General features: G+C 56.0%; 20 protein-coding genes and 1 pseudogene. 14 read left to right on the top strand and 7 right to left on the bottom strand.

The annotated features are described in order from the left end of the window. Positions 1-25: 25 nt before the first annotated feature. Entirely contained in the window at positions 26-832 is an 807-nt protein-coding gene (locus tag PYR66_10965; protein ID WEF30169.1) for an IclR family transcriptional regulator C-terminal domain-containing protein, read from the top strand. On the opposite strand, the gene smrA is transcribed toward PYR66_10965, so the two are convergent. Both smrA and PYR66_10955 read right to left on the bottom strand, forming a co-directional pair. Further along, positions 829-1,392 (bottom strand): DNA endonuclease SmrA, encoded by a 564-nt coding sequence (gene smrA / locus PYR66_10960; GenBank protein ID WEF30168.1) that lies wholly within the window; start codon positions 1,390-1,392, stop codon positions 829-831. The two genes, PYR66_10965 and smrA, sit on opposite strands and share 4 nt — an antisense overlap. A gap of 90 nt (positions 1,393-1,482) precedes the next feature. After that, positions 1,483-2,391: a LysR family transcriptional regulator gene (locus tag PYR66_10955; GenBank protein WEF30167.1), complete on the bottom strand. Its 909-nt coding sequence runs from the start codon at positions 2,389-2,391 to the stop codon at positions 1,483-1,485. Positions 2,392-2,557: 166 nt separating this feature from the next. Here PYR66_10955 and PYR66_10950 point away from each other — a divergent pair, with 166 nt between their 5' ends. The 6 genes from PYR66_10950 (at position 2,558) to uspE (ending at position 10,119) form a co-directional block, all read left to right on the top strand. Further along, positions 2,558-3,868, top strand: a complete 1,311-nt coding sequence (locus PYR66_10950) for a M20 family metallo-hydrolase (GenBank protein ID WEF30166.1) — start codon at positions 2,558-2,560, stop codon at positions 3,866-3,868. Continuing rightward, the gene (locus tag PYR66_10945; GenBank protein ID WEF30165.1) at positions 3,868-5,313 is read left to right on the top strand and encodes a M20 family metallopeptidase; all 1,446 of its coding nucleotides are present in this window, start codon (positions 3,868-3,870) and stop codon (positions 5,311-5,313) included. The genes PYR66_10950 and PYR66_10945 overlap by 1 nt, the downstream gene beginning before the upstream one ends. 115 nt (positions 5,314-5,428) lie before the next feature. Then, positions 5,429-6,955: a p-aminobenzoyl-glutamate transporter gene (gene abgT / locus PYR66_10940; protein ID WEF30164.1), complete on the top strand. Its 1,527-nt coding sequence runs from the start codon at positions 5,429-5,431 to the stop codon at positions 6,953-6,955. Positions 6,956-7,554: 599 nt separating this feature from the next. After that, the gene (ogt, locus tag PYR66_10935) at positions 7,555-8,070 is read left to right on the top strand and encodes a methylated-DNA--[protein]-cysteine S-methyltransferase (protein ID WEF30163.1); all 516 of its coding nucleotides are present in this window, start codon (positions 7,555-7,557) and stop codon (positions 8,068-8,070) included. Positions 8,071-8,264: 194 nt separating this feature from the next. After that, positions 8,265-9,017: a fumarate/nitrate reduction transcriptional regulator Fnr gene (fnr, locus tag PYR66_10930; protein ID WEF30162.1), complete on the top strand. Its 753-nt coding sequence runs from the start codon at positions 8,265-8,267 to the stop codon at positions 9,015-9,017. Positions 9,018-9,168: 151 nt separating this feature from the next. Next, on the top strand, positions 9,169-10,119 hold the full coding sequence (gene uspE, locus PYR66_10925) for a universal stress protein UspE (protein WEF30161.1): 951 nt from the start codon (positions 9,169-9,171) through the stop codon (positions 10,117-10,119). A 138-nt stretch (positions 10,120-10,257) separates the two neighbouring features. Here the strand turns inward: uspE and PYR66_10920 are convergent, their stop codons facing one another. The 3 genes from PYR66_10920 to pntA form a co-directional block, all read right to left on the bottom strand. Beyond that, positions 10,258-10,446, bottom strand: coding sequence for a YdiH family protein (locus PYR66_10920; GenBank protein WEF30160.1), 189 nt, complete (start codon positions 10,444-10,446; stop codon positions 10,258-10,260). 130 nt (positions 10,447-10,576) lie between these two features. Next, positions 10,577-11,965 carry a Re/Si-specific NAD(P)(+) transhydrogenase subunit beta gene (gene pntB, locus PYR66_10915; protein WEF30159.1) on the bottom strand — a complete coding sequence of 463 codons (1,389 nt, stop codon included), beginning with the start codon at positions 11,963-11,965 and terminating at the stop codon, positions 10,577-10,579. 10 nt (positions 11,966-11,975) lie between these two features. Next, positions 11,976-13,505: a Re/Si-specific NAD(P)(+) transhydrogenase subunit alpha gene (pntA, locus tag PYR66_10910; GenBank protein ID WEF30158.1), complete on the bottom strand. Its 1,530-nt coding sequence runs from the start codon at positions 13,503-13,505 to the stop codon at positions 11,976-11,978. A 339-nt stretch (positions 13,506-13,844) separates the two neighbouring features. On the opposite strand from pntA, the pseudogene PYR66_10905 reads away from it, so the two are divergent. The 4 genes and pseudogenes from PYR66_10905 to folM all read left to right on the top strand — a co-directional run bounded on the left by PYR66_10905 (position 13,845) and on the right by folM (position 17,294). After that, positions 13,845-14,027, top strand: a pseudogene (locus PYR66_10905) (hypothetical protein). Further along, positions 14,024-14,974, top strand: coding sequence for a DUF1471 family protein YdgH (gene ydgH, locus PYR66_10900; GenBank protein WEF30157.1), 951 nt, complete (start codon positions 14,024-14,026; stop codon positions 14,972-14,974). The pseudogene PYR66_10905 and the gene ydgH overlap by 4 nt, the downstream one beginning before the upstream one ends. 177 nt (positions 14,975-15,151) lie before the next feature. Further along, positions 15,152-16,534 (top strand): amino acid permease, encoded by a 1,383-nt coding sequence (locus PYR66_10895; protein WEF30156.1) that lies wholly within the window; start codon positions 15,152-15,154, stop codon positions 16,532-16,534. A gap of 37 nt (positions 16,535-16,571) precedes the next feature. Then, positions 16,572-17,294, top strand: a complete 723-nt coding sequence (gene folM, locus PYR66_10890) for a dihydromonapterin reductase (GenBank protein WEF30155.1) — start codon at positions 16,572-16,574, stop codon at positions 17,292-17,294. Here the strand turns inward: folM and PYR66_10885 are convergent. Then, entirely contained in the window at positions 17,291-17,626 is a 336-nt protein-coding gene (locus tag PYR66_10885; GenBank protein ID WEF30417.1) for a GlpM family protein, read from the bottom strand. The two genes, folM and PYR66_10885, sit on opposite strands and share 4 nt — an antisense overlap. Positions 17,627-17,751: 125 nt before the next feature. Here PYR66_10885 and rstA point away from each other — a divergent pair, with 125 nt between their 5' ends. The 3 genes from rstA (at position 17,752) to tus (ending at position 20,792) form a co-directional block, all read left to right on the top strand. Then, positions 17,752-18,468, top strand: a complete 717-nt coding sequence (gene rstA, locus PYR66_10880; protein WEF30154.1) for a two-component system response regulator RstA — start codon at positions 17,752-17,754, stop codon at positions 18,466-18,468. Positions 18,469-18,483: 15 nt separating this feature from the next. Next, positions 18,484-19,785 (top strand): two-component system sensor histidine kinase RstB, encoded by a 1,302-nt coding sequence (rstB, locus tag PYR66_10875; protein WEF30153.1) that lies wholly within the window; start codon positions 18,484-18,486, stop codon positions 19,783-19,785. Positions 19,786-19,859: 74 nt separating this feature from the next. Continuing rightward, positions 19,860-20,792, top strand: a complete 933-nt coding sequence (gene tus / locus PYR66_10870; protein ID WEF30416.1) for a DNA replication terminus site-binding protein — start codon at positions 19,860-19,862, stop codon at positions 20,790-20,792. On the opposite strand, the gene fumC is transcribed toward tus, so the two are convergent. Further along, positions 20,782-22,182 carry a class II fumarate hydratase gene (fumC, locus tag PYR66_10865; GenBank protein WEF30152.1) on the bottom strand — a complete coding sequence of 467 codons (1,401 nt, stop codon included), beginning with the start codon at positions 22,180-22,182 and terminating at the stop codon, positions 20,782-20,784. The two genes, tus and fumC, sit on opposite strands and share 11 nt — an antisense overlap. Positions 22,183-22,357 lie beyond the last annotated feature (175 nt).

The following is a 22,357-nucleotide window of genomic DNA, read 5'->3' as shown; positions in this document are numbered from 1 at the left end:
ATCGATGGCAAATACGGAGAATAAAATGGACAAGCATCCCGATGATTTAGCGGCAGGCGACGGCGACCCGTTTAAGGGCGATCCGAACTTTATGGCGTCGCTGGCGCGCGGGCTGGAGGTGATTCAGGCCTTCACGCCGCAACGCCCGGTGCTGTCGATTTCACAAATCAGCCAGAAGACGGGCATTCCCCGCGCGGCGGTGCGCCGCTGCCTGTACACCCTCAGCAAATTAGGGTTTGTGTACGCGGAAGACGGCAAAAATTTCCAGCTGCGTCCGCGGATCCTCGCCCTCGGTCACGCCTGGCTGGCCTCGACGCCGCTGGCGCGTTCGGCGCAGCCGGTACTCAAACATTTAAGCGAAATGCTCAATGAGTCCTGCTCCATCGCGACCCTCGATGGCGACGATATTCTGTACATCGCGCGCGCCTCCAGTTCGCGGATCATGACTATCGATCTCGATATCGGCAGCCGTTTACCGGCCTGGGCGACATCCATGGGGCGGGTGTTGTTAAGCCACCAACCGGAAGATCGGCTGAACGACATGCTGGGGCGGGTGACGATGATCCGCTACACCCCGCAGACGGTCGATTCGGTGAATAAGCTGCGTGCGGAACTAAAACGCGTCCACCAGCGGGGATATGCGTTGAACGATCAGGAGCTGGAGATGGGGCTACGTTCGCTGGCGGTGCCGCTGTATAACCCACAAGGACAAGTGGAAGCAGCGCTAAACGTCGGGGTACATGCGGGCCAGATGTCGACCCGCGAAATGTTGGACCGGGTACTGCCGGAGCTACAAAAAGCCGCCCGCGAGCTAACGCTATTGTTGCGCTAGCGGCTACGCTTGGCGTGCAATTCCCAATTCTCCTGCCTGGCCTGCTCCGATTTGCGCAGCGCCACATAACATGCCCCGCTGCCGCCGTGATGCGGTAGCGCGACGCAAAACGCCTGAACCTCGGGCAGTTCAACCAGCCAGCGCGCCAGATAGCTGCGTATGATATTGGCATGAGATTGGTCTTCACGACCTTTGCCGTGGATGAGAAGAAGATTACGCAGCCCCTCTTTTTGCGCCTGCATCACGAAGGCGAACAGCATTTGTCGGCACTGCTCGACGGGCTGACGCAACAGCGACAGGCTCGCCTGCTGACTGTATTTTCCGCGCCGCAGCTTTTCCAGTACGCCGCTTTGCAGTCCTTCGCGTTTAAACTCCAACGGCGCGGCAAGCGGCACGATATCGAGATAACCGGTGGTGAGAAAATTATCGAGCTGCACGGTATCGACGCGCTGCGGGGCGCGCGCGTTGCGTTCGGGATGCCAGTGTACATCGTTGTTGCGTTTCAGAGGCTGGACATCCTCCATGGCGTCAAGAAACAGGGATTTGTCGTCAAGGTTCATGGTCACTCCTCCTGCGGCTGTCGCCAGCTACTATAGCCGCCTCGCGCGCGGCTCTCAACGCGTTTGGCCGCAACCGCTGGCAACTGGCGATTAAGGAAACAATTGACGGCTTTGACGACGAAACTGAGTGATTAGCGAAGCCGTTAGCGGCGTTTGCCGCGAGTCCCGTCGTTGAATCAGGTAATAAGTCGCCTTTGGCAACGTTTCGCCAATGGGGATCATCACCAGCTTGTCCGCCATCATCGGATCGTTGCCGAGCTCCACCGGCAGAATGCTAAGGAAATCGCTCTTCACCACCAGGCTGATGCACGAAGAGAAGGTCTCGCAGACGATATCGACCTTTGGCACCATCCCAACCTGGCTAAACATATCCTGCAGCTGTTTAAAGTAGCTGCCGCGCGGCGTCGGCATCGTCCAGTGATGATCGAGTAAATCCGCAAGCGACGTCGCCTGCGCGGCCGGATGACCGGTGCGAGCGAAAACGGCAAAGGGCTTCTCAAACAACTTTTCAAAACTGAACTCATGATCGTACGGGCCGGGATAGTAAGTATTAATAGTGAAATCCAGCTCCCCCTGGCGCAGTTCATTAATCATCGCCAGCAGTTGCCCTTCCATGATCCGCACCTTCACCAGTGGATGCTGCTGATGAAAGCGGCAGATCACCGACGGCATTAGCGAACGCGCGACGCTGGCGCCGAGGCCGATATTAATTTTCCCGGCCTGCTCGCCCTGACGCTGCAACAGTTCATCCTGCGCCGCCCGCAACTCTTCCATGATCAAGCTCGCATGTTGATAAAAACTTTCGCCATTTTCGGTCAGCGCGACCCCCTGGCTGCGGCGGACAAAAAGCTGGGCGGAAAGCCCCTCTTCCAGCTCTTTAATGGCTTTGGTCAACGCGGGCTGCGAAATCGCCAGCGCCCGGCTGGCGCCGCGAATACTCCCTTCGCGGGCCACCTCGACAAAGGCGCGAATTTGATGAAATTTAATCTGAAATGACATGTTTTAGATGATAACCATTGTTTATCAGACAGAAGAAAATGACATCTACTGTAATCCATCCTGCTGTGGCAGGTTAAGGGTGAAATTACCTGAAAGGGGTGAGTGATAAGCAAAAGCTATCACATCGTGAACACCATCACACTTTTTAATTATGACAGGAAAGGTTATGCCGCAACTTCATGAATTCATCAGCCAGTTGGCGCCGGAAATGACGCAATGGCGTCGCGATTTTCATCTGCACGCGGAATCCGGTTGGTTGGAATTTCGTACTGCCAGTAAGGTCGCGGAGATCTTAGATGGTCTGGGTTATCAGCTGGCGCTGGGACGCGACGTTATCGATGCCGGCAGCCGGATGGGACTGCCTGATGACGCCACGCTGGCGCAGGCCTTCCAGCGCGCCCGCGAACAGGGTGCGCCGGAACGCTGGTTACCGGCGTTTGAAGGCGGGTTCGCCGGTGTTGTCGCGACGCTGGATACCGGCCGCCCCGGCCCGACACTGGCGTTTCGCGTTGATATGGATGCACTTGACCTCAATGAGCAGCATGACGAGAGTCATCGCCCGCATCGCGCGGGTTTCGCCTCCTGCAACGCCGGGATGATGCACGCCTGCGGTCATGACGGCCATACCGCCATCGGGTTGGGTCTGGCGCACGTTCTGCAGCAGTATGCCGCGCAACTCAACGGCGTCATCAAGCTGATTTTCCAGCCCGCCGAAGAAGGCACCCGCGGTGCGCGCGCCATGGTGGCGGCAGGCGTACTGGATAGCGTGGACTATTTCACCGCCATCCATATCGGTACCGGCGTACCCACAGGCACGGTGGTCTGCGGCGGCGATAACTTCATGGCCACCACTAAGTTCGACGTGCAGTTCAATGGCGTCGCCGCCCACGCGGGTGGCAAACCGGAGGATGGCCGCAACGCGCTGCTCGCCGCCGCGCAGGCCGCGCTTGCCCTGCATGCCATCGCGCCGCACAGCGCTGGCGCATCCAGGGTGAACGTCGGAGTCATGCAGGCCGGTACTGGCCGCAACGTGGTACCGTCTTCCGCACTGTTGAAAGTAGAAACGCGCGGCGAAACCGACGTTATTAACCAGTACGTGTTCGAACGGGCCGAACAGGTGATTGCCGGCGCGGCGGCGATGTACGAGGCCAGCTATGAGCTACGCCTGATGGGCGCCGCCACCTCCAGCTCACCATCGCCAGCGTGGGTGCAATATCTGCGTGAGCAGGCGGCCCAGGTGCCCGGCGTTGAACACGCGGTCGACCGTATTGCCGCGCCGGCAGGCTCTGAAGACGCCACCTTAATGATGGCACGGGTGCAAGAACGCGGCGGTCTCGCCTCCTATATGATTTTCGGTACCGAATTGAGCGCCGGTCACCACAATGAAAAATTCGACTTCGATGAAAACGTCATGACAATGGCGGTCGAAACGCTGGCGCGCATCGCGCTTAACTTTCCCTGGCAGCGAGGTGTGTGATGGAAAAAGTCTATCAATTTGTCGATGAAACCATTGAGTCGCGCCGCAGTGATTTTTGCGCGATCGCCGATGATATCTGGGATCATCCGGAAACCCGTTTCCAGGAGTTCTGGTCCGCCGGGCGGCTGGCCGACGCGCTGGAAGCCGAAGGTTTCCAGCTGACCCGCAACGCGGGCGGAATTCCAAACGCGTTTATCGCCAGCGTCGGCGCAGGCAAACCGGTGATTGCGCTACTTGGCGAATATGACGCCCTGGCGGGACTCAGCCAACATGCGCGCCGCGCGGAGCCGGGTTCTGCGACCCCGGGCGAGAACGGGCATGGCTGCGGACACAACCTGCTCGGCACCGCGGCTTTTGCGGCCGCCGTCGCCGCTAAAAACTGGCTGCAACAGCAAGGCGGCGGCGGTACCTTGCGCTTCTACGGCTGTCCTGGCGAGGAAGGCGGTTCCGGAAAAACCTTTATGGTGCGTGAGGGACTATTCGACGATATTGACGCCGCCCTGACCTGGCACCCTGAGGCCTGGGCCGGAATGTTCAGCACCCGTACTCTGGCCAATATTCAGGCGGCATGGCGTTTCAGCGGAACCGCGGCGCATGCGGCAAACTCGCCGCATCTGGGGCGCAGCGCGCTGGATGCCGTGACCCTGATGACCACTGGCAGCAACTTCCTCAATGAACATATCATCGAAAAAGCGCGAGTCCACTATGCGATCACCGATACCGGCGGCGTCTCGCCCAACGTGGTACAAGCACAGGCTGAAGTGTTGTATTTAATTCGCGCTCCGGAAATGGCCGACGTTCAGCAAATTTTTGCCCGTATAGAGAAAATCGCCCAGGGCGCCGCGCTGATGACCGAAACCCACGTCAGCTGTCGTTTTGAGAAAGCCTGTTCCAGCTATCTGCCTAACCGTACATTGGAAGCCGCGATGTATCAGGCGGTGAGCCATTACGGTACGCCGCAGTGGAGTGAAGAAGAGCGCGCCTTCGCCGCCGATATTCGCGCGACATTGAGCGCTAACGATATTAATAACAGCCTGAAAAATATTGCCGACACCAGCGGCGAAGAAGGTAAAGCCTTTGCCAGCCGCCACCGCGACACGCTCCTGATTGACGAAGTGGCGCCGTGGGCGGCGACCGATAACGTGCTCGCCGGTTCGACCGATGTTGGCGACGTGAGCTGGAAGGCGCCGGTAGCCCAATGCTTCAGCCCCTGCTTCGCCGTTGGGACGCCGCTGCATACCTGGCAACTGGTGAGCCAGGGAAGAACGTCCATCGCCCATAAAGGAATGCTGCTGGCGGGGAAAATTTTGGCGGCGACGGCGATTCGTTTGTTCAGCGATAAGCCGCTGCTCGCCGCCAGCCAGCAGGAACTGGCTCAGGTATTGGCCGCCAGCCCATACCAGTGCCCGATCCCGCAGGACATCGTTCCATCCGTTTTAAAATAATAAAAAATAGCCCTTTGGATTTTGTACGGCATCGCGGCCATTGCCGATAAAAATAAGCGCTGACAAAACCAGGGTAAGCCGCAACCAACACAACAACGACAATTGAGGAACGCCCATGAGTATGTCTTCCATACCCTCGCATTCCCCCACCGGTAAGCTGTATGGCTGGGTTGAAAAAATAGGTAACAAGGTTCCACACCCCTTTTTACTGTTTATCTATCTGATTGTGGTATTGATGGCCGCCACCGCAATATTATCGGCGCTGAACGTCGGCGTGCAGAGTCCCACCGACGGTTCGCGGGTGGTGGTAAAAAACCTGCTTAGCGTTGAGGGGCTGCACTGGTTTCTCCCGAACGTGATTAAAAATTTCAGCGGTTTCGCACCGCTGGGCGCGATTCTGGCACTCGTGCTTGGCGCCGGATTTGCCGAACGGGTGGGTCTGCTGCCGTCGCTGATGGTCAAGATGTCGTCGCACGTCAGCGCCCGTTACGCCAGCTACATGGTGCTGTTTATCGCCTTCTTCAGCCACATCTCTTCCGATGCGGCGCTGGTGATCATGCCGCCGCTGGGCGCGCTGATGTTCCTCGCCGTCGGACGTCATCCGGTGGCGGGGCTACTGGCGGCGATCGCTGGCGTCGGCTGCGGCTTCACCGCCAATCTGCTGATCGTCACCACCGACGTGCTGCTTTCAGGTATCAGTACGGAAGCGGCGAAAACGCTCGATGCCTCGCTACACGTGAGTGTGATCGACAACTGGTACTTTATGGCGACATCGGTGATCGTTCTGACCCTGGTGGGCGGATTGATTACCGATAAGTTGGTCGAGCCGCGGTTAGGGAAGTGGCAAGGCAAAAGTGATGAATCGTTGCAGACGCTAACCGCGGAACAGCGCTTCGGCCTGCGTGTTGCCGGAATTGCGGCGCTCCTGTTCGTCGCGCTTGTCGCGCTGATGGTCGTACCGGAAAATGGCATCCTGCGCGATCCCCTCAAACACACCGTGATGCCCTCGCCGTTTATTAAAGGCATCGTGCCGCTGATTATCTTTTTCTTCTTTGTCGTGTCATTAGCTTACGGCATCGCGACCGGCAAAATTCGTCGTCAGGCCGACCTGCCGCAGTTGATGATTGAACCGATGAAAGAGATGGCTGGGTTTATCGTGATGGTCTTTCCGCTGGCCCAGTTCGTCGCCATGTTCAACTGGAGCAACATGGGCAAATTCATGGCCGTCGGCTTAACGGATGTGCTGGAGAGCGCCGGGATGAACGGAGTGCCGGCGTTTGTCGGCCTGGCGCTGCTATCGGCTTTTCTGTGTATGTTTATCGCCAGCGGCTCAGCCATCTGGTCAATTCTGGCGCCGATCTTCGTGCCGATGTTTATGCTGCTGGGCTTTCATCCGGCGTTTGCGCAGATCCTGTTCCGTATTGCCGACTCTTCCGTGCTGCCGCTCGCGCCGGTATCGCCGTTTGTCCCGCTGTTTCTCGGTTTTTTACAGCGCTACCGACCCGATGCCAAATTGGGAACCTACTACTCACTGGTATTGCCCTACCCGCTGATTTTCTTAGCCGTCTGGCTGCTGCTGTTAGTGGGTTGGTATCTGGTGGGACTGCCGATCGGACCCGGTATTTATCCGCGATTACCTTAACGTAACCGTCGGCCAGGGAAGGCCGCTCGTCATTCAACGTGGCGTTGTGCGGTTAAACAACGTTTTATACAACCCCGCCATTGCCAGCAACAACAGATGAAGCGCTAAGCCGCTGATAATTAAGACGGCAACCCCAGTCATTAGATATTGCATATCGCCACCTTTATGGGAAAAAAACCAGCGCCGAAACGCTGGCAAATAATCTACTCAAAGAATGCCTGTATATTGATCTGCGGCGCCGGGTGCCTCCCGGTGAATTAGCCAGTTCACACTAATCCGCGTGCGTATGACAAACTGCAGAGAGATTTGAACTGAACGCTCCTCCGCACAGGGAAATTCGCCGCCAGATAAAGGTAGCAAAATATCTTTCCCACTGCGCGAGGCCATTAATGCAAAAATAAACAATGCCCCGCTTCTATTACCGCGATTAACCACAGGCGGGTAATAAATGTATTTGAATGGCTTCGATTCGTATTTATCAATTAATAGTACAGGCTTTCATTATTTGCTATTTGCTGACCTTTCGGGGGTATAGTTTGCAGGCATAGCGTCGTGGTATGGTGATGCCCTGCCAAAATCATCTCGCTGAAGGAATACCGATGCTGACGCTGCTGCAAGACAAAATCGACACCCCCCTGGGACCGCTGTGGATCATTTGCGATGAACAGTTTAACCTGCGCGCCGTGGAGTGGGATCAGCACCGCGATCGTATGGAGCAACTGCTCGACATCCACTATCGCCATGAAGGCTACGAGCGCGTTGATGCCCGCGATCCTGGCGGGCTAAGCGCTAAGCTGACGGAATACTTCGACGGCGATCTCGCCGTTATCGATACATTGCCAACCGCGACCGGCGGCACGCCGTTTCAGCGCCAGGTCTGGCAGGCGCTGCGCACCATCCCCTGCGGCCAGGTGATGCACTACGGCCAGCTAGCAGAAGCGCTGGGGCGCCCCGGCGCTGCACGCGCGGTCGGTGCGGCAAATGGCTCCAATCCAGTGAGTATCGTCGTCCCCTGTCATCGGGTGATAGGCCGCAACGGCACCATGACCGGCTATGCCGGGGGCGTACAACGCAAAGAGTGGTTATTGCGCCACGAGGGCTATTTGCTGCTTTGACCGATCATGCTTTTTTGGGAAATTACAGGTAACTTTACAATTACCGTCATCCCAATAATATTTTTACTATCAATAAGATAAAGAGGGTAAGATATTTACCCTCCTAATAATGCGTGTTTCCGGGTTTCGAGGCTTACTTGCGCCTCAAAAAGATGTTAAAATTGACCAATATCAATTAAAGCTTGAGCAGACATATGATCCCGGAAAAGCGAATTATACGACGCATTCAGTCTGGTGGTTGTGCAATCCACTGTCAGGATTGCAGCATTAGCCAGCTCTGCATCCCCTTTACTTTGAACGAACATGAACTTGATCAGCTGGATAATATTATCGAGCGCAAAAAGCCTATTCAGAAAGGGCAAACCCTGTTCAAAGCCGGTGATGAACTGAAGTCGCTGTATGCTATCCGTTCAGGCACCATCAAAAGCTACACCATTACCGAGCAAGGCGATGAGCAGATTACCGGCTTCCACCTGGCGGGTGATTTGGTCGGTTTCGACGCCATCGGCACCGCTTTGCACCCGAGCTTCGCGCAAGCGCTGGAAACGTCGATGGTCTGCGAAATTCCTTTTGAAACGCTCGACGACCTTTCCGGTAAAATGCCGAATCTGCGCCAGCAGATGATGCGCCTGATGAGCGGCGAGATCAAAGGCGATCAGGACATGATCCTGCTGCTTTCCAAAAAGAACGCAGAAGAGCGCCTGGCGGCCTTTATTTATAATCTGTCCCGCCGCTTTGCGCAGCGCGGCTTCTCCCCGCGTGAGTTCCGTCTGACGATGACCCGCGGCGATATCGGCAACTATCTTGGCCTGACGGTGGAAACCATCAGCCGCCTACTCGGCCGCTTCCAGAAAAGCGGTATGCTGGCAGTGAAAGGCAAGTATATCACCATCGAAAACAGCGACCTGCTGGCTCAGTTGGCGGGCCAGGCGCGTAACGTCGCCTAAATATCCCCCTCCTGGCTCCTGTTATCCTGCGCCGGGTCGACAAATTTTTTCTAATTTGTTGATCTGGCCGGGGTCATCCCCTGTTTCAATTCATCCATATGGGTTATCTTTTTAATAACTGACTGTAGCTACAGTTGTAAGGAGACCCTGTATGGCGAAGTATCAGAACATGCTGGTAGTAATCGACCCTAACCAGGACGACCAGCCCGCATTACGGCGCGCGGTGTATCTGCACCAACGGATTGGTGGACGCATCAAAGCCTTTTTGCCGATCTATGATTTTTCCTACGAAATGACCACCCTGCTGTCGCCCGATGAACGAACTGCGATGCGCCAGGGCGTCATTAGCCAACGCAGCGCCTGGATCCGTGAACAGGCGAAGTTTTATATTGAATCCGGAGTTCCGATTGATATCAAAGTGGTGTGGCACAACCGCCCCTTTGAAGCCATTATTCAGGAGATCATCAGCGACAAGCATGACCTGCTACTGAAGATGGCCCACCAGCACGACAAGCTGGAAGCGGTGATCTTCACCCCAACCGACTGGCACCTGTTACGTAAATGCCCATGTCCGGTATGGATGGTTAAAGATCAGCCATGGCCGGAAGGCGGTAAAGCGTTAGTCGCGGTTAATCTGGCCAGCGAAGAAAACTATCACAACACCCTCAATGAAAAACTGGTGCGGGAGACCATCGCCCTCGCCGAACAGGTTAACCATACCGAAGTGCATCTGGTCGGCGCCTATCCGATTACGCCGATCAACATCGCCATTGAACTGCCTGATTTCGACCCGAGCATCTATAACGACGCGATTCGCGGCCAGCACCTGCTGGCGATGAAAGCGTTGCGCCAGAAGTTCGGTATCGATGAAAGCCTCACTCACGTCGAGAAAGGGTTGCCGGAAGAGGTGATCCCTGATTTAGCCGAGCATCTACAGGCCGGGATCGTGGTGTTGGGCACTGTTGGGCGTACCGGTATCTCTGCCGCGTTCCTGGGCAACACCGCGGAACAGGTTATCGATCACCTGCGCTGCGATTTACTGGTACTGAAACCGGAAGCCTATCAAACCCCGGTAGAACTGGACGACGACGAAGACGACTAAGACGTTTCCTGCCTCAGCCACGCTCTGAATCCCCCGCCTGTCGGGGGATTTTTTTGCTGGTTGTACGTACGCAGGCAAAAATAAAGGGCCTGTCGGCCCTGGGATATCAACGCAATGTGATTGAATACGAACAGCGTGTTAATGGATACCTAAACGCCAGGCAAGATCGATCTCTTCTCTCAGCTCAAGGGATGAAAGTGACATCAAATCGGCAAACTCAAGTTCCAGAAGTTTGAGCTTCTTCAGATACTGCGCAGGGGTCATAGCGGAAGTGTCGCGGCGCAGGTATTCGATAGCCATCTGCGTTGGAGTTAACTCGGTATCCATAATATCCTCAGTGTGGTGAAAAAACAGGCACAGTATACCATCTCCTGGCGTTCACTTTATGAGCGAATCAGTGTTTTGCTTTGCATATAAAAAAGCCGTCTCAACAGAGACGGCTTAGCGCATTACGCTATTACAGCGCTTTCAGAATGGCATCAACGCTGGCTTTAGCATCGCCGAACAGCATGTGAGTGTTCTCTTTAAAGAACAGCGGGTTCTGCACGCCGGCGTAGCCGGTGTTCATGGAACGCTTAAATACCACCACGTTCTGCGCTTTCCACACTTCCAGTACCGGCATACCGGCGATGGGGCTCTTCGGATCGTCTTGCGCTGCCGGGTTAACGGTGTCGTTCGCACCGATAACCAGAACGGTATCGGTATCGCTGAAGTCATCGTTAATTTCATCCATCTCCAGCACCACGTCGTACGGTACTTTCGCTTCCGCCAGCAGGACGTTCATGTGACCAGGCAGACGTCCGGCTACCGGGTGGATACCGAAACGCACCTTGATGCCGCGCGCACGCAACTTCTCGGTGATTTCAGCAACCGGATACTGCGCCTGCGCCACCGCCATACCGTAGCCCGGCGTGATGATCACCGAGTGCGAGTTTTTCAGCATTTCCGCGGTGTCTTCCGCGCTGATTTCACGGTGCTCGCCCACTTCTTCGTCGCCGCTGGACGTTGCGCCATCGCTACCAAAGCCACCGGCAATGACGCTGATAAACGAGCGGTTCATCGCCTTACACATGATGTAGGAGAGGATCGCACCGGAAGAACCGACCAACGCGCCGGTCACGATCAGCAGATCGTTGCTGAGCATGAAACCCGCCGCCGCCGCCGCCCAACCAGAATAGGAATTCAGCATCGACACCACCACCGGCATATCGGCGCCGCCGATAGATGCCACCAGGTGCCAGCCGAACGCCAACGCGATGACGGTCATGACCAGCAGGCACAATACCTGGCTCCCGGTGCTATCGGTACGCACGAAGGCCACCAGCAGCAGGAACGAGACCACCAGCGCCGCCAGGTTCAGCTTGTGGCGATTCGGCAGCATCAGCGGTTTGGACGAGATTTTGCCGCGCAGCTTACCAAAGGCGACAATAGACCCTGTGAAGGTCACCGCACCGATAAAGATACCGAGGAACACTTCCATCAGGTGAATATTCGCCAGCACCTGATCGAGGCCAGGAGCATGATCGAGATAGCTGTTGAAGCCCACCAGCACCGCCGCCAGACCCACAAAGCTATGCAGCACCGCGACCAGTTCCGGCATTTCGGTCATTTCGACTTTCTTCGCCAGACGGATCCCAATTGCGCCGCCAATAACCATCGCCACGATGATCCAGCCGACGTTACCGCTGTCCGGTCCGAAAATGGTCGCAATCAGCGCAATCGCCATCCCGGCAATACCGTACAGGTTCCCCTGCTTCGAGGTTTCGTGCTTTGACAGCCCCGCAAGGCTAAAGATAAACAGAATAGCGGCAACAATGTATGCAGCTGTAACTAATCCTCCAGACATTTGTTACCCCTTAGTTTTTGCGGAACATTTTCAGCATGCGCTGAGTGACGGTGAAACCACCAAAAATATTAATGCTGGCGATCAGCACCGCGATAAAGCTCAGGAAGCTGACCCAGCCGCCGTGCCCGATCTGCAGCAATGCCCCAACGACAATAATCCCTGAAATCGCGTTGGTTACCGACATCAGCGGCGTGTGCAGCGCGTGCGAAACGTTCCACACCACGTAGTAACCGACCACGCAGGAGAGCGCAAAGACGGTAAAGTGACCGAGGAACTCTTTCGGCGCGACGTTCGCCAACCAGCCAAAGAGAATAATCGCCAGCGCCATCAGCGCATATTTACGCCACGGCGAGCTCGGTTTGGCTTCTTCTTTTGGTGCGTCGATGGTCTTCGCCGCCGCCTGCGGCTGCGCGGAAACCTGAATCGGCGGCGCAGGCCAGGTGATTTCACCCTCACGCACCACCGTGACGCCACGCACCACCACATCGTCGAAGTCGATGGTGATGTTGCCGTCTTTTTCTTTGCACAACAGCTTCAGCAGATTCACCAGGTTGGTGCCGTAGAGCTGAGAAGATTGCGTCGGCAGACGACCCGGCAGATCGGTATAGCCGATGATCTTCACGCCATTGTCGGTCGTCACCACTTCACCCGGCACGGTGTATTCACAGTTGCCGCCGTTTTGCGACGCCAGGTCAACCACCACGCTGCCCGATTTCATGGCATCAACCATTTCACGAGTAATCAGTTTCGGCGCCGGTTTGCCTGGGATCAACGCCGTGGTGACGATGATGTCGACCTCTTTCGCCTGCGCGGCGAACAGCGCCATTTCGGCTTTGATAAAGGCCTCAGACATCACTTTGGCGTAACCGTCGCCGCTGCCCGCCTCTTCTTTAAAGTCCAGTTCAAGGAACTCGGCGCCCATACTCTGCACCTGTTCTTTCACTTCCGGGCGAGTATCGAAGGCGCGAACTATCGCCCCCAGACTGTTCGCCGCGCCGATTGCCGCAAGCCCGGCGACGCCTGCGCCGATAACCATCACTTTCGCCGGCGGGACTTTCCCCGCAGCGGTGATCTGCCCGGTAAAGAAACGGCCAAACTCATGAGCTGCCTCGACAATCGCGCGATAACCGGCGATGTTGGCCATCGAACTCAAGGCATCCAGCGACTGCGCGCGGGAAATACGTGGCACCGAGTCCATGGCCATGACGTTGATACCGCGAGCAGCCAGTTTTTCCATCAGCTCGGGATTCTGCGCCGGCCAGATAAAGCTGACCAGCGTGGTGCCCGGATTAAGTTTCGCAATTTCGGCATCGTCCGGCGCGTTAACTTTCAGGATAACGTCCGAATGCCAGACGTTATCGCCGCTAACGATTTCCGCACCCGCCTCGACGAAGGCTTCATCGTCGAAGCTCGCCAGTTTCCCGGCGCCGCTCTCCACCGCAACGCTAAACCCGAGCTTCAGCAGCTGCTCGACCGTCTTTGGCGTCGCAGCGGCCCGGGTTTCCTGAGCTAAACTCTCTTTTGGTATCCCAATTCGCATAGTTTTCCCTTCCATCGGTTTTTGATGATGGTTTATTTTTTTCACAAATGGGCCAGCGGCGGCGTAAAACGCCGCACGGGTATTCATCTGGAAAATGAAACAGTAACAAACTTTTTATAACCTACTGAAAATACCGATTGTGATCTACATCGTTAAAACAGAATTTTTGATTTTATTGAGAAAAATCAGTCTCACCGGCATCAGGCAGCAATATTTACCTTAATTTTATGCCAGAACCTGATAATTCGCTTACCTGACGGAGTAATTCGCCATTTATTACCGCCGGCATCATTGCGTTAACATTACGTTAACTTATAAAAGTGATATTGATTATCGATTTTGCTGTTCAAACGGCTGTTTTTTCAACATATCAGTGTTTGTTATATTTTTGTAACGAACGATTCGGGCGGGAAGTGAAAAATGACGCAGACAGTTGTGTTGTTTAAATGCAATAATCACCTGTTTTCAGTCAACAACAATACCAGTACATGGTTTGCGCAAGGCAAAGGATTATTTTTATGAAGCTTAAGAACACACTCCTGGCGTCTGCTCTTCTGGCTACCACCGCGTTGTCTGCCCATGCAGCGACCGAGCTGACTCCGGAGCAAGCGGCAGCGCTGAAGCCCTATGACCGCGTTGTCGTCACTGGCCGTTTTAATGCAATTGGCGACGCCGTACAGGCCGTCTCCCGCAAAGCGGATAAAGATGGCGCAGCTTCCTTCTATGTTGTCGACACTTCAGATTTCGGCAACGGCGGCAACTGGCGCGTGACTGCGGATTTTTATAAAGAAAATGCCCCGCAGGCCGACACACCAAAAAACCGCATCATCAACGGTGTCATGGAATTGCCGAAAGATCAGGCCGTCGCCCTGATGCCGTATGACACCGTGACCGTGCAAGGCTTCTATCGCAGCCAACCGGAAGTCAACGACGCCATCGCCAAAGCGGCAAAAGCAAAAGACGCCTACGCCTTCTTCATCGTCCGTCAGGTTGATGCTAACCAGGGCGGCAACCAGCGTATTACCGCTTACATCTACAAAAAAGACGCGCAGAAACGCGTTCTGCAGAGCCCGGATGCGATCCCGGCCGATTCCGAAGCGGGTCGCGCCGCGCTGGCCAAAGGCGGCGAAGCGGCTAAAAACGTCGAAATTCCGGGCGTGGCGTCTTCTGCCTCCGTCGGTTCCGGTACCGGCGTAGGCCTGTTCTATGAAACACAGTCATCCAAAGGCGGGCGTTACACCGTCACACTGCCGGACGGTACCAAAGTTGAAGAGGTGAATAAAATCACCGCGGCGCAGATGGTGCCGTTTGATAGTATCAAGTTCACCGGTAACTACGGCAACATGACTGAAATTTCTTACCAGACAGCGAAACGCGCGGCTAAGAAAGGGGCGAAGTACTACCACATTACCCGCCAGTGGCAGGAACGTGGCGGTAACATCACCATCAGCGCCGATCTGTATAAGTAATCGGATCTGACTGCTTAAAAAGGCGACATGATGTCGCCTTTTTGCATTTTTTCGCCCGCCGCCATTGCATGCGCACAAGACACTCCGTAAAATCCCGCGCCTTAGCGTAATCCTCCATTTTTATGCGATTTCGTGAAATAAATATTCTTGATTCACTGCTGTTACCTCGGAAATACCATGGAAAAAAAACTGGGCCTTAGCGCCTTGACCGCACTGGTACTCAGCTCAATGCTGGGCGCGGGCGTTTTCAGTTTGCCGCAAAACATGGCTGCCGTCGCCAGCCCGTCTGCGCTGCTTATCGGCTGGGCTATCACCGGCGTCGGAATCTTATTCCTCGCCTTTGCCATGCTGTTGCTGACCCGTATCCGCCCGGAACTGGACGGCGGTATCTTTACCTATGCCCGCGAAGGTTTCGGCGAACTCATCGGTTTTTGCTCTGCCTGGGGTTACTGGCTGTGCGCGGTGATTGCCAACGTCTCCTACCTGGTTATCGTCTTTTCCGCGTTAAGCTTTTTCACCGATACGCCGGAGGCGCGCATTTTCGGCGACGGCAACACCTGGCAGTCGATCGTCGGCGCATCGGTCCTGCTGTGGGTGGTTCATTTTCTCGTCCTGCGCGGCGTACAGACCGCTGCGGGCATTAACCTGGTTGCCACGCTGGCCAAGCTGCTACCGCTGGGGGCATTTGTCGCACTGGCCGCGCTCGCGTTTCGTCTCGATACTTTCCGTCTCGATTTCAGCGGTATCGCGCTGGGCGTACCGGTGTGGGAGCAGGTTAAAAACACCATGCTGATTACGCTGTGGGTGTTTATCGGGGTTGAAGGCGCGGTGGTGGTTTCAGCCCGTGCGCGCCACAAGCGTGATGTCGGCCGCGCGACGCTTCTGGCGGTCGTTTCAGCGCTGGCGGTGTATCTGTTGGTCACTCTGCTGTCGCTGGGCGTCGTCGCCCGTCCGGAACTGGCGGAAATGCGCAATCCATCGATGGCGGGACTGATGGTCAAAATGATGGGCTCCTGGGGCGAGGTGGTGATTGCCGCAGGGTTGATTATCTCCGTGTGCGGCGCCTATCTGAGCTGGACAATTATGGCCGCGGAAGTGCCGTATCTGGCCGCAACGCATAAAGCGTTCCCGCGGCTGTTCGCGAAAACGAACAAGAACAATGCGCCATCTTCCTCGTTGTGGCTGACCAACATCAGCGTGCAAATCTGTCTGGTGCTGATTTGGCTGACCGGCTCCGATTACGGCACCCTGCTGACCATCGCCTCAGAAATGATTCTGGTACCCTATTTCCTCGTCGGCGCTTTCCTGCTTAAGATCGCAGTACGTCCTTTGCACAAAGCCGTGGGTGTCGGCGCGTGCGTTTATGGCTTATGGTTATTGTACGCGTCCGGTCCTGTGCATTTGCTATTGTCGGTGGTACTTTACGCTCCGGGTCTTCTGGTTTTCCTGTACGCCCGCCGTACTCACCAGCACGATCGCATGCTCAAACGCCGTGAAGTGGCATTAATTGGTTTTTTGCTGGTTGCCGCCGTTCCGGCAACGTGGATGCTGGTGGGGTAAGCGGTTGCCCCACCGCTGAACTTGAAAGGAGATACCCATGGCTGAACCACAGCCTCGCCCGGTTCTGATCACAGGTGGAGGCCGTCGTATCGGTCTCGCCCTGGCGCATCATTTTTTGAACCAGCAGCAGCCGGTGATCGTCAGCTATCGCCACCATTACCCTTCGATCGACGTCCTGCGTGAGGCAGGCGCAGTCTGCCTGCAGGCCGATTTCAGTAGCGACGACGGTATCCTGAGCTTTGCGGAAGCCGTTAACGCCCACACTACGGGTCTGCGCGCGATTATTCACAACGCCAGCGACTGGATGGCGGAAAAGCCGGGCGTGTCGCTATCGGCGGTGATCTCGCGGATGATGCAGATCCACGTCCACGCCCCTTATTTGCTCAACCACGCGCTGGAAGGCCTACTGCGTGGTTTCGGCCATGCGGCAAGCGATATTATTCACATCACGGATTACGTGGTGGAACGCGGTAGCGATAAGCATATCGCCTATGCCGCCAGTAAAGCGGCGCTCGATAACATGACGCGTTCATTCGCCCGCAAACTGGCCCCGGAGGTCAAGGTCAACGCCATTGCGCCGTCGCTGATTATGTTTAACGACAGTGATGACGCGGAATATCGCAAACAGGCGCTGGATAAGTCGCTGATGAAAATCGCGCCGGGTGAAAAAGAGATTATCGACCTCGTCGACTACCTGCTCACCAGTTGCTACGTGACCGGCCGCTCGTTCTCCGTCGATGGCGGTCGCCCACTGCGTTAGTGAAAACGGCTCCAGCCGAGGATCAGCAGCCAGGCGCACAGGCTCCAGCAGATCACCGCGCCTGCCAGCGCGTATGGCAGGCGCATCACCCCGGTGAAATACCATAGTGACAACAAATAAATGAAATATGGGATGATCGACCACATACCGAATACGATGGTGGTACGCAACGCTTCAATACCCCGCTCGCTGGCGACAATATAGTGGGCGATCAGCGCAAACGTCGGAAACAACGGAATTAAGCCAGCAATATAATAATTTTTGGTTTTTGACAGTACGCCAATCAGCACCACCACCAGCGCCCCCAGCAGCGCTTTAATCAACAGCCCCATTTTTTGCCTTAACATTTAAACAACAATTATGACCAGCATAACGGAAGAACAATTGTTTATGAAAGATTAATGGCAGGCAATTTGCTGGCGGTGTATGTTAGCTTTTTTATCTATATGCGTAAGATATGAATAAGATCGTTTTTGTTGAGGATGATCCCGAGGTCGGCGCCCTGATCGCTGCCTATCTGGGAAAGCATGATATGGACGTGGTTGTCGAGCCGCGTGGGGACCGGGCCGAAGAGGTCATCGCGCGTGAACAGCCTGATTTGGTGCTGTTGGACATCATGCTGCCCGGCAAAGACGGGATGACGCTGTGCCGCGACCTGCGTGGCCAGTGGCAGGGACCGATCGTTCTGCTTACGTCGCTCGATAGCGATATGAATCATATTCTGTCGCTGGAGATGGGCGCCAGTGATTATATTTTGAAGACGACGCCGCCGGCAGTACTGCTGGCCCGTCTGCGTCTGCATCTACGCCAACACATCGCTTCACCGGCGACCCCTGCGCCGTCTGCCCTGACGCCGCATAAAACGATTATCTTCGGTTCGCTGTCGATAGACCCGGTCAACCGCCAGGTGCTGCTCAGCGGCGACAGCGTCGCCCTGTCCACCGCCGATTTCGACCTGTTGTGGGAACTGGCGACCCACGCCGGGCAGATTATGGATCGCGATGCGCTGTTAAAGAATCTGCGCGGCGTGAGCTACGACGGGCTGGATCGCAGCGTTGACGTCGCCATTTCGCGTCTGCGTAAAAAACTGCTCGACAACGCCACAGAGCCCTACCGTATCAAGACGGTCCGCAACAAAGGTTATCTGTTCGCTCCGCACGCCTGGGATAATTAATTAACGGGTCTGGCTATGAAAAAACTGTTCGTGCAGTTTTACCTTTTGCTGTTCGTGTGTTTTCTGGTGATGACCATGCTGGTCGGCCTGGTCTATAAATTTACCGCCGAGCGCGCCGGACGCCAGTCGCTGGATGACCTGATGAAAAGCTCGCTGTATCTGATGCGTAGCGAATTGCGGGAGATCCCGCCGCGCGACTGGAGTCAAACGCTGAAAGAGCTGGATCTCAACCTCTCCTTCGATTTGCACATTGAGCCATTGAGTAAATTCAAACTGTCGGAAAGCTCAATGCAGCACCTGCGCGCGGGCGATATTGTGGCACTGGACGATCAGTACACCTTTATTCAACGCATCCCGCGCAGCCATTACGTGCTGTCGGTAGGCCCGGTCCCCTATCTCTACTTCCTGCATGAGATGCGCCTGCTGGATGTCGCATTGATGGCATTTATCGCCATCTCGTTGGCCTTCCCGGTCTTTATCTGGATGCGTCCGCACTGGCAGGATATGCTGCGCATCGAAACCGCCGCCCAACGCTTCGGCGACGGTCATTTTAGCGAACGAATCCATTTCGATAGCATGTCGAGTTTTGAACGACTCGGCGTGGCCTTTAACCAGATGGCCGATAACATCAACGCGCTAATTGCCAGTAAAAAACAGCTTATCGACGGTATCGCCCATGAGTTGCGCACGCCGCTGGTGCGTCTGCGTTACCGCCTGGAGATGAGCGAAAACCTGACCGAGGCCGAGTCGCAGGCCCTCAATCGCGATATCGGGCAGTTAGAAGCATTGATTGAAGAGTTGCTGACCTATGCGCGCCTTGACCGCCCGCAAAACGAATTGAATCTCACCACACCAGATTTCCCGGCATGGATCGGCGCTCACGTCGAGGATATTCAGTTGGTCAATCCGCAGCGCGACGTCACGTTGCGGCAGCTGACCGCTGGCGGCTACGGCGCGCTGGATATGCGCTTAATGGAGCGGGTGCTGGACAACCTGGTCAATAACGCGCTGCGCTACAGTAATCAGCATATTCAGATCAGCCTGACGCTGGAAGGTTCGCGGGCAACGCTACGGGTTGAGGATGATGGCCCGGGGATTGCCGCAGAGGAACGCGAGCGGGTGTTTGAGCCATTTGTTCGCCTCGATCCCAGCCGCGACCGCGCAACCGGCGGTTGTGGCCTGGGACTGGCCATCGTACACAGCATCGCCCAGGCGATGGCGGGCGACGTTCGCTGCGACGAAAGCCCACTCGGCGGCGCGGCATTCAGCTTCAGCTGGCCTATCTACCACCAGCTTCCCGTATTGACTTCTGCTTAGCCCTACTTGCGCAGGCGTTACGGCCTGCGTATAGTTTACAATCAAATAGTATGTTGTAACTAAGGCGGATTATGATGGCAAGCTACGACCTCGTTGAACGCTTAAACGACACCTTTCGCCAGCTGGAGCGCGAGCTCCAGGGCGTAAAAGAGGCACTCAGCGGCTGCCGTCTGCTGGCCGCCCGGGTATTTGAACTGCCAGCGGTCAGCAAAGAGGCAGAACACGCGCCGCTGGATAGCATCCAGGTGGTGCAGCACGTCGGGAAAAGCGCGCTGGAAATGGCGCTCAGGCACTACAGCCATCTGTTTATTCAGCAGCAATCGGAAAGCCGCAGCAGCAAAGCGGCAGTTCGCCTGCCCGGCGCGATTTGCCTGGCGGTTGATGCGCAGGAACAGGCCTGGCTGCTGGAGAAAATCAACGCCATCAATACGCTGAAAGCGGCGTTTGAGAAAATAGTGACCGTCGATTCCGGCTTGCCTGCCGTCGCGCGTTTCGAATGGGTGCATCGCCATTTGCCCGGTCTTATCACCCTGAGCGCCTACCGGACGCTGACGCCGCTACTCGACCCCAGCACCATCCGCTTTGGCTGGGCCAATAAGCACGTGATTAAAAATCTGACCCGCGATGACGTCTTAATGCAGCTGGAGAAGAGTTTGCAATCGCCGCGAGCCGTGCCGCCGTGGACGCGCGAGCAGTGGCAAAGCAAGCTGGAGCGGGAATACCAGGATATCGCCGCCCTACCGCCGCGGGCGAAGTTGAAAATCAAACGCCCGGTCAAGGTACAGCCGATTGCCCGGGTGTGGTATGCCGGCGAGCAAAAGCAGGTGCAGTACGCCTGCCCTGGCCCGCTGATTGCGCTGATCTCCGGCACGCACGGGGTCAGCGTGCCGGATCTGGGCGAACTGTTGAATTACGATGCCGATAATGTGCAGTACCGTCACAAACCACAGGCGCAGTCGTTAAGATTGCTGATCCCGCGCCTGCATCTGTGGTTGGCTAGCGAGTAGCCAAGCTGCCGACCATATCCTGCGGCCGCACCCAGCTGTCGAACTCGGCTTCCGTCAGATAGCCGAGCGCCAGCGCCGAGGCTTTCAGCGTCAGTCCCTCATGGTGCGCTTTTTTGGCGATTTCTGCCGCTTTATCGTAACCGATATGGGTATTCAGCGCGGTGACCAGCATCAGCGATTCATTCAACAGTTGGTTAATCCGCTCGCGATTCGGTTCAATGCCCACTGCGCAGTGTTCGTTAAAGCTCTCCATGCCATCCGCCAGCAAACGCGCCGATTGCAGGAAGTTATGGATAACCATCGGGCGATAGACGTTGAGTTCAAAGTTACCGGACGCGCCGCCGATATTCACCGCCACGTCGTTGCCCATTACCTGGCAGCACAGCATGGTCAGCGCTTCGCACTGCGTCGGATTCACCTTACCGGGCATGATTGAGGAGCCGGGCTCATTCTCAGGGATAGCGATTTCGCCGATGCCGCAACGCGGCCCGGAGGCCAGCCAGCGCACATCGTTAGCGATTTTCATCAGCGAGGCCGCCAGCCCTTTTAATGCGCCATGAGCGTGAACCAGCGCATCCACGGTAGCCAGTGCTTCAAATTTGTTTGGCGCGGTAATAAACGGTTGTCCGCTGAGCGACGCCAGCTCCGCCGCGACGCGCACAGCATACTCAGGATGGGTGTTCAGGCCGGTGCCGACCGCCGTCCCGCCCAGCGCCAATTCGGCGAGGTGTGGAAGACTATACTCAATGTGCTTCAGGTTATGCTCCAGCATCGCCACCCAGCCAGAGATTTCCTGCCCCAGCGTCAACGGCGTGGCGTCCTGCAGATGAGTTCGGCCAATCTTGACGATATCATTGAAGGCGACAGATTTTTCGTGCAGCGTTTTTTTCAGTACCTGCAGTTGCGGGATCAGCTTTTCGCGTAACGCGATCAGCGCCGCGACGTGCATCGCGGTGGGGAAGACATCATTCGAGCTCTGACTTTTGTTAACGTCGTCATTGGGGTGGATTTTACGTTCCATACCGCGTACGCCGCCTAGCAATTCGCTGCCGCGGTTGGCCAACACCTCGTTCATATTCATATTGCTTTGCGTGCCGGAACCGGTTTGCCAGATAGCCAGCGGGAACTCCTGCGAATGCTTGCCGGCCAGCACTTCATCGGCCGCGGCAACAATAGCGTCGGCTTTTTCCGCCGCCAGCAGTCCCAGGTCCTGATTGACCTTCGCCGCCGCGCGCTTGGTCAGCGCCAGCGCGTAAATCAGCTCGCCCGGCATTTTCTCCGTTGAGATGCGGAAATGTTCCAGCGAGCGCTGGGTCTGCGCGCCCCAGAGTTTATCGGCCGGGACGTCGATGGCGCCCATTGAATCTTTTTCACTGCGATGCATCGTCATTACTATCTCCTTGAATAAAAAGTACGTAATAGCGACAGAGCTCACCTGCTTAAAAAATTAAGTATCGGCCAGATTCACCGTTTGTTTTAGTCGTTTGTGCCACTAAGCGGCGTAAAAAACCGCCCAGAAGGGCGGTTAGACTGCTGACAAAGAAGGAAAATGCGTAGTTTTTCCT

It is taken from the genome of Klebsiella aerogenes, assembly GCA_029027985.1.
GTDB classification, from domain to species: domain Bacteria; phylum Pseudomonadota; class Gammaproteobacteria; order Enterobacterales; family Enterobacteriaceae; genus Klebsiella; species Klebsiella aerogenes_A.
This window is presented reverse-complemented; position numbering and strand designations above follow the sequence as displayed.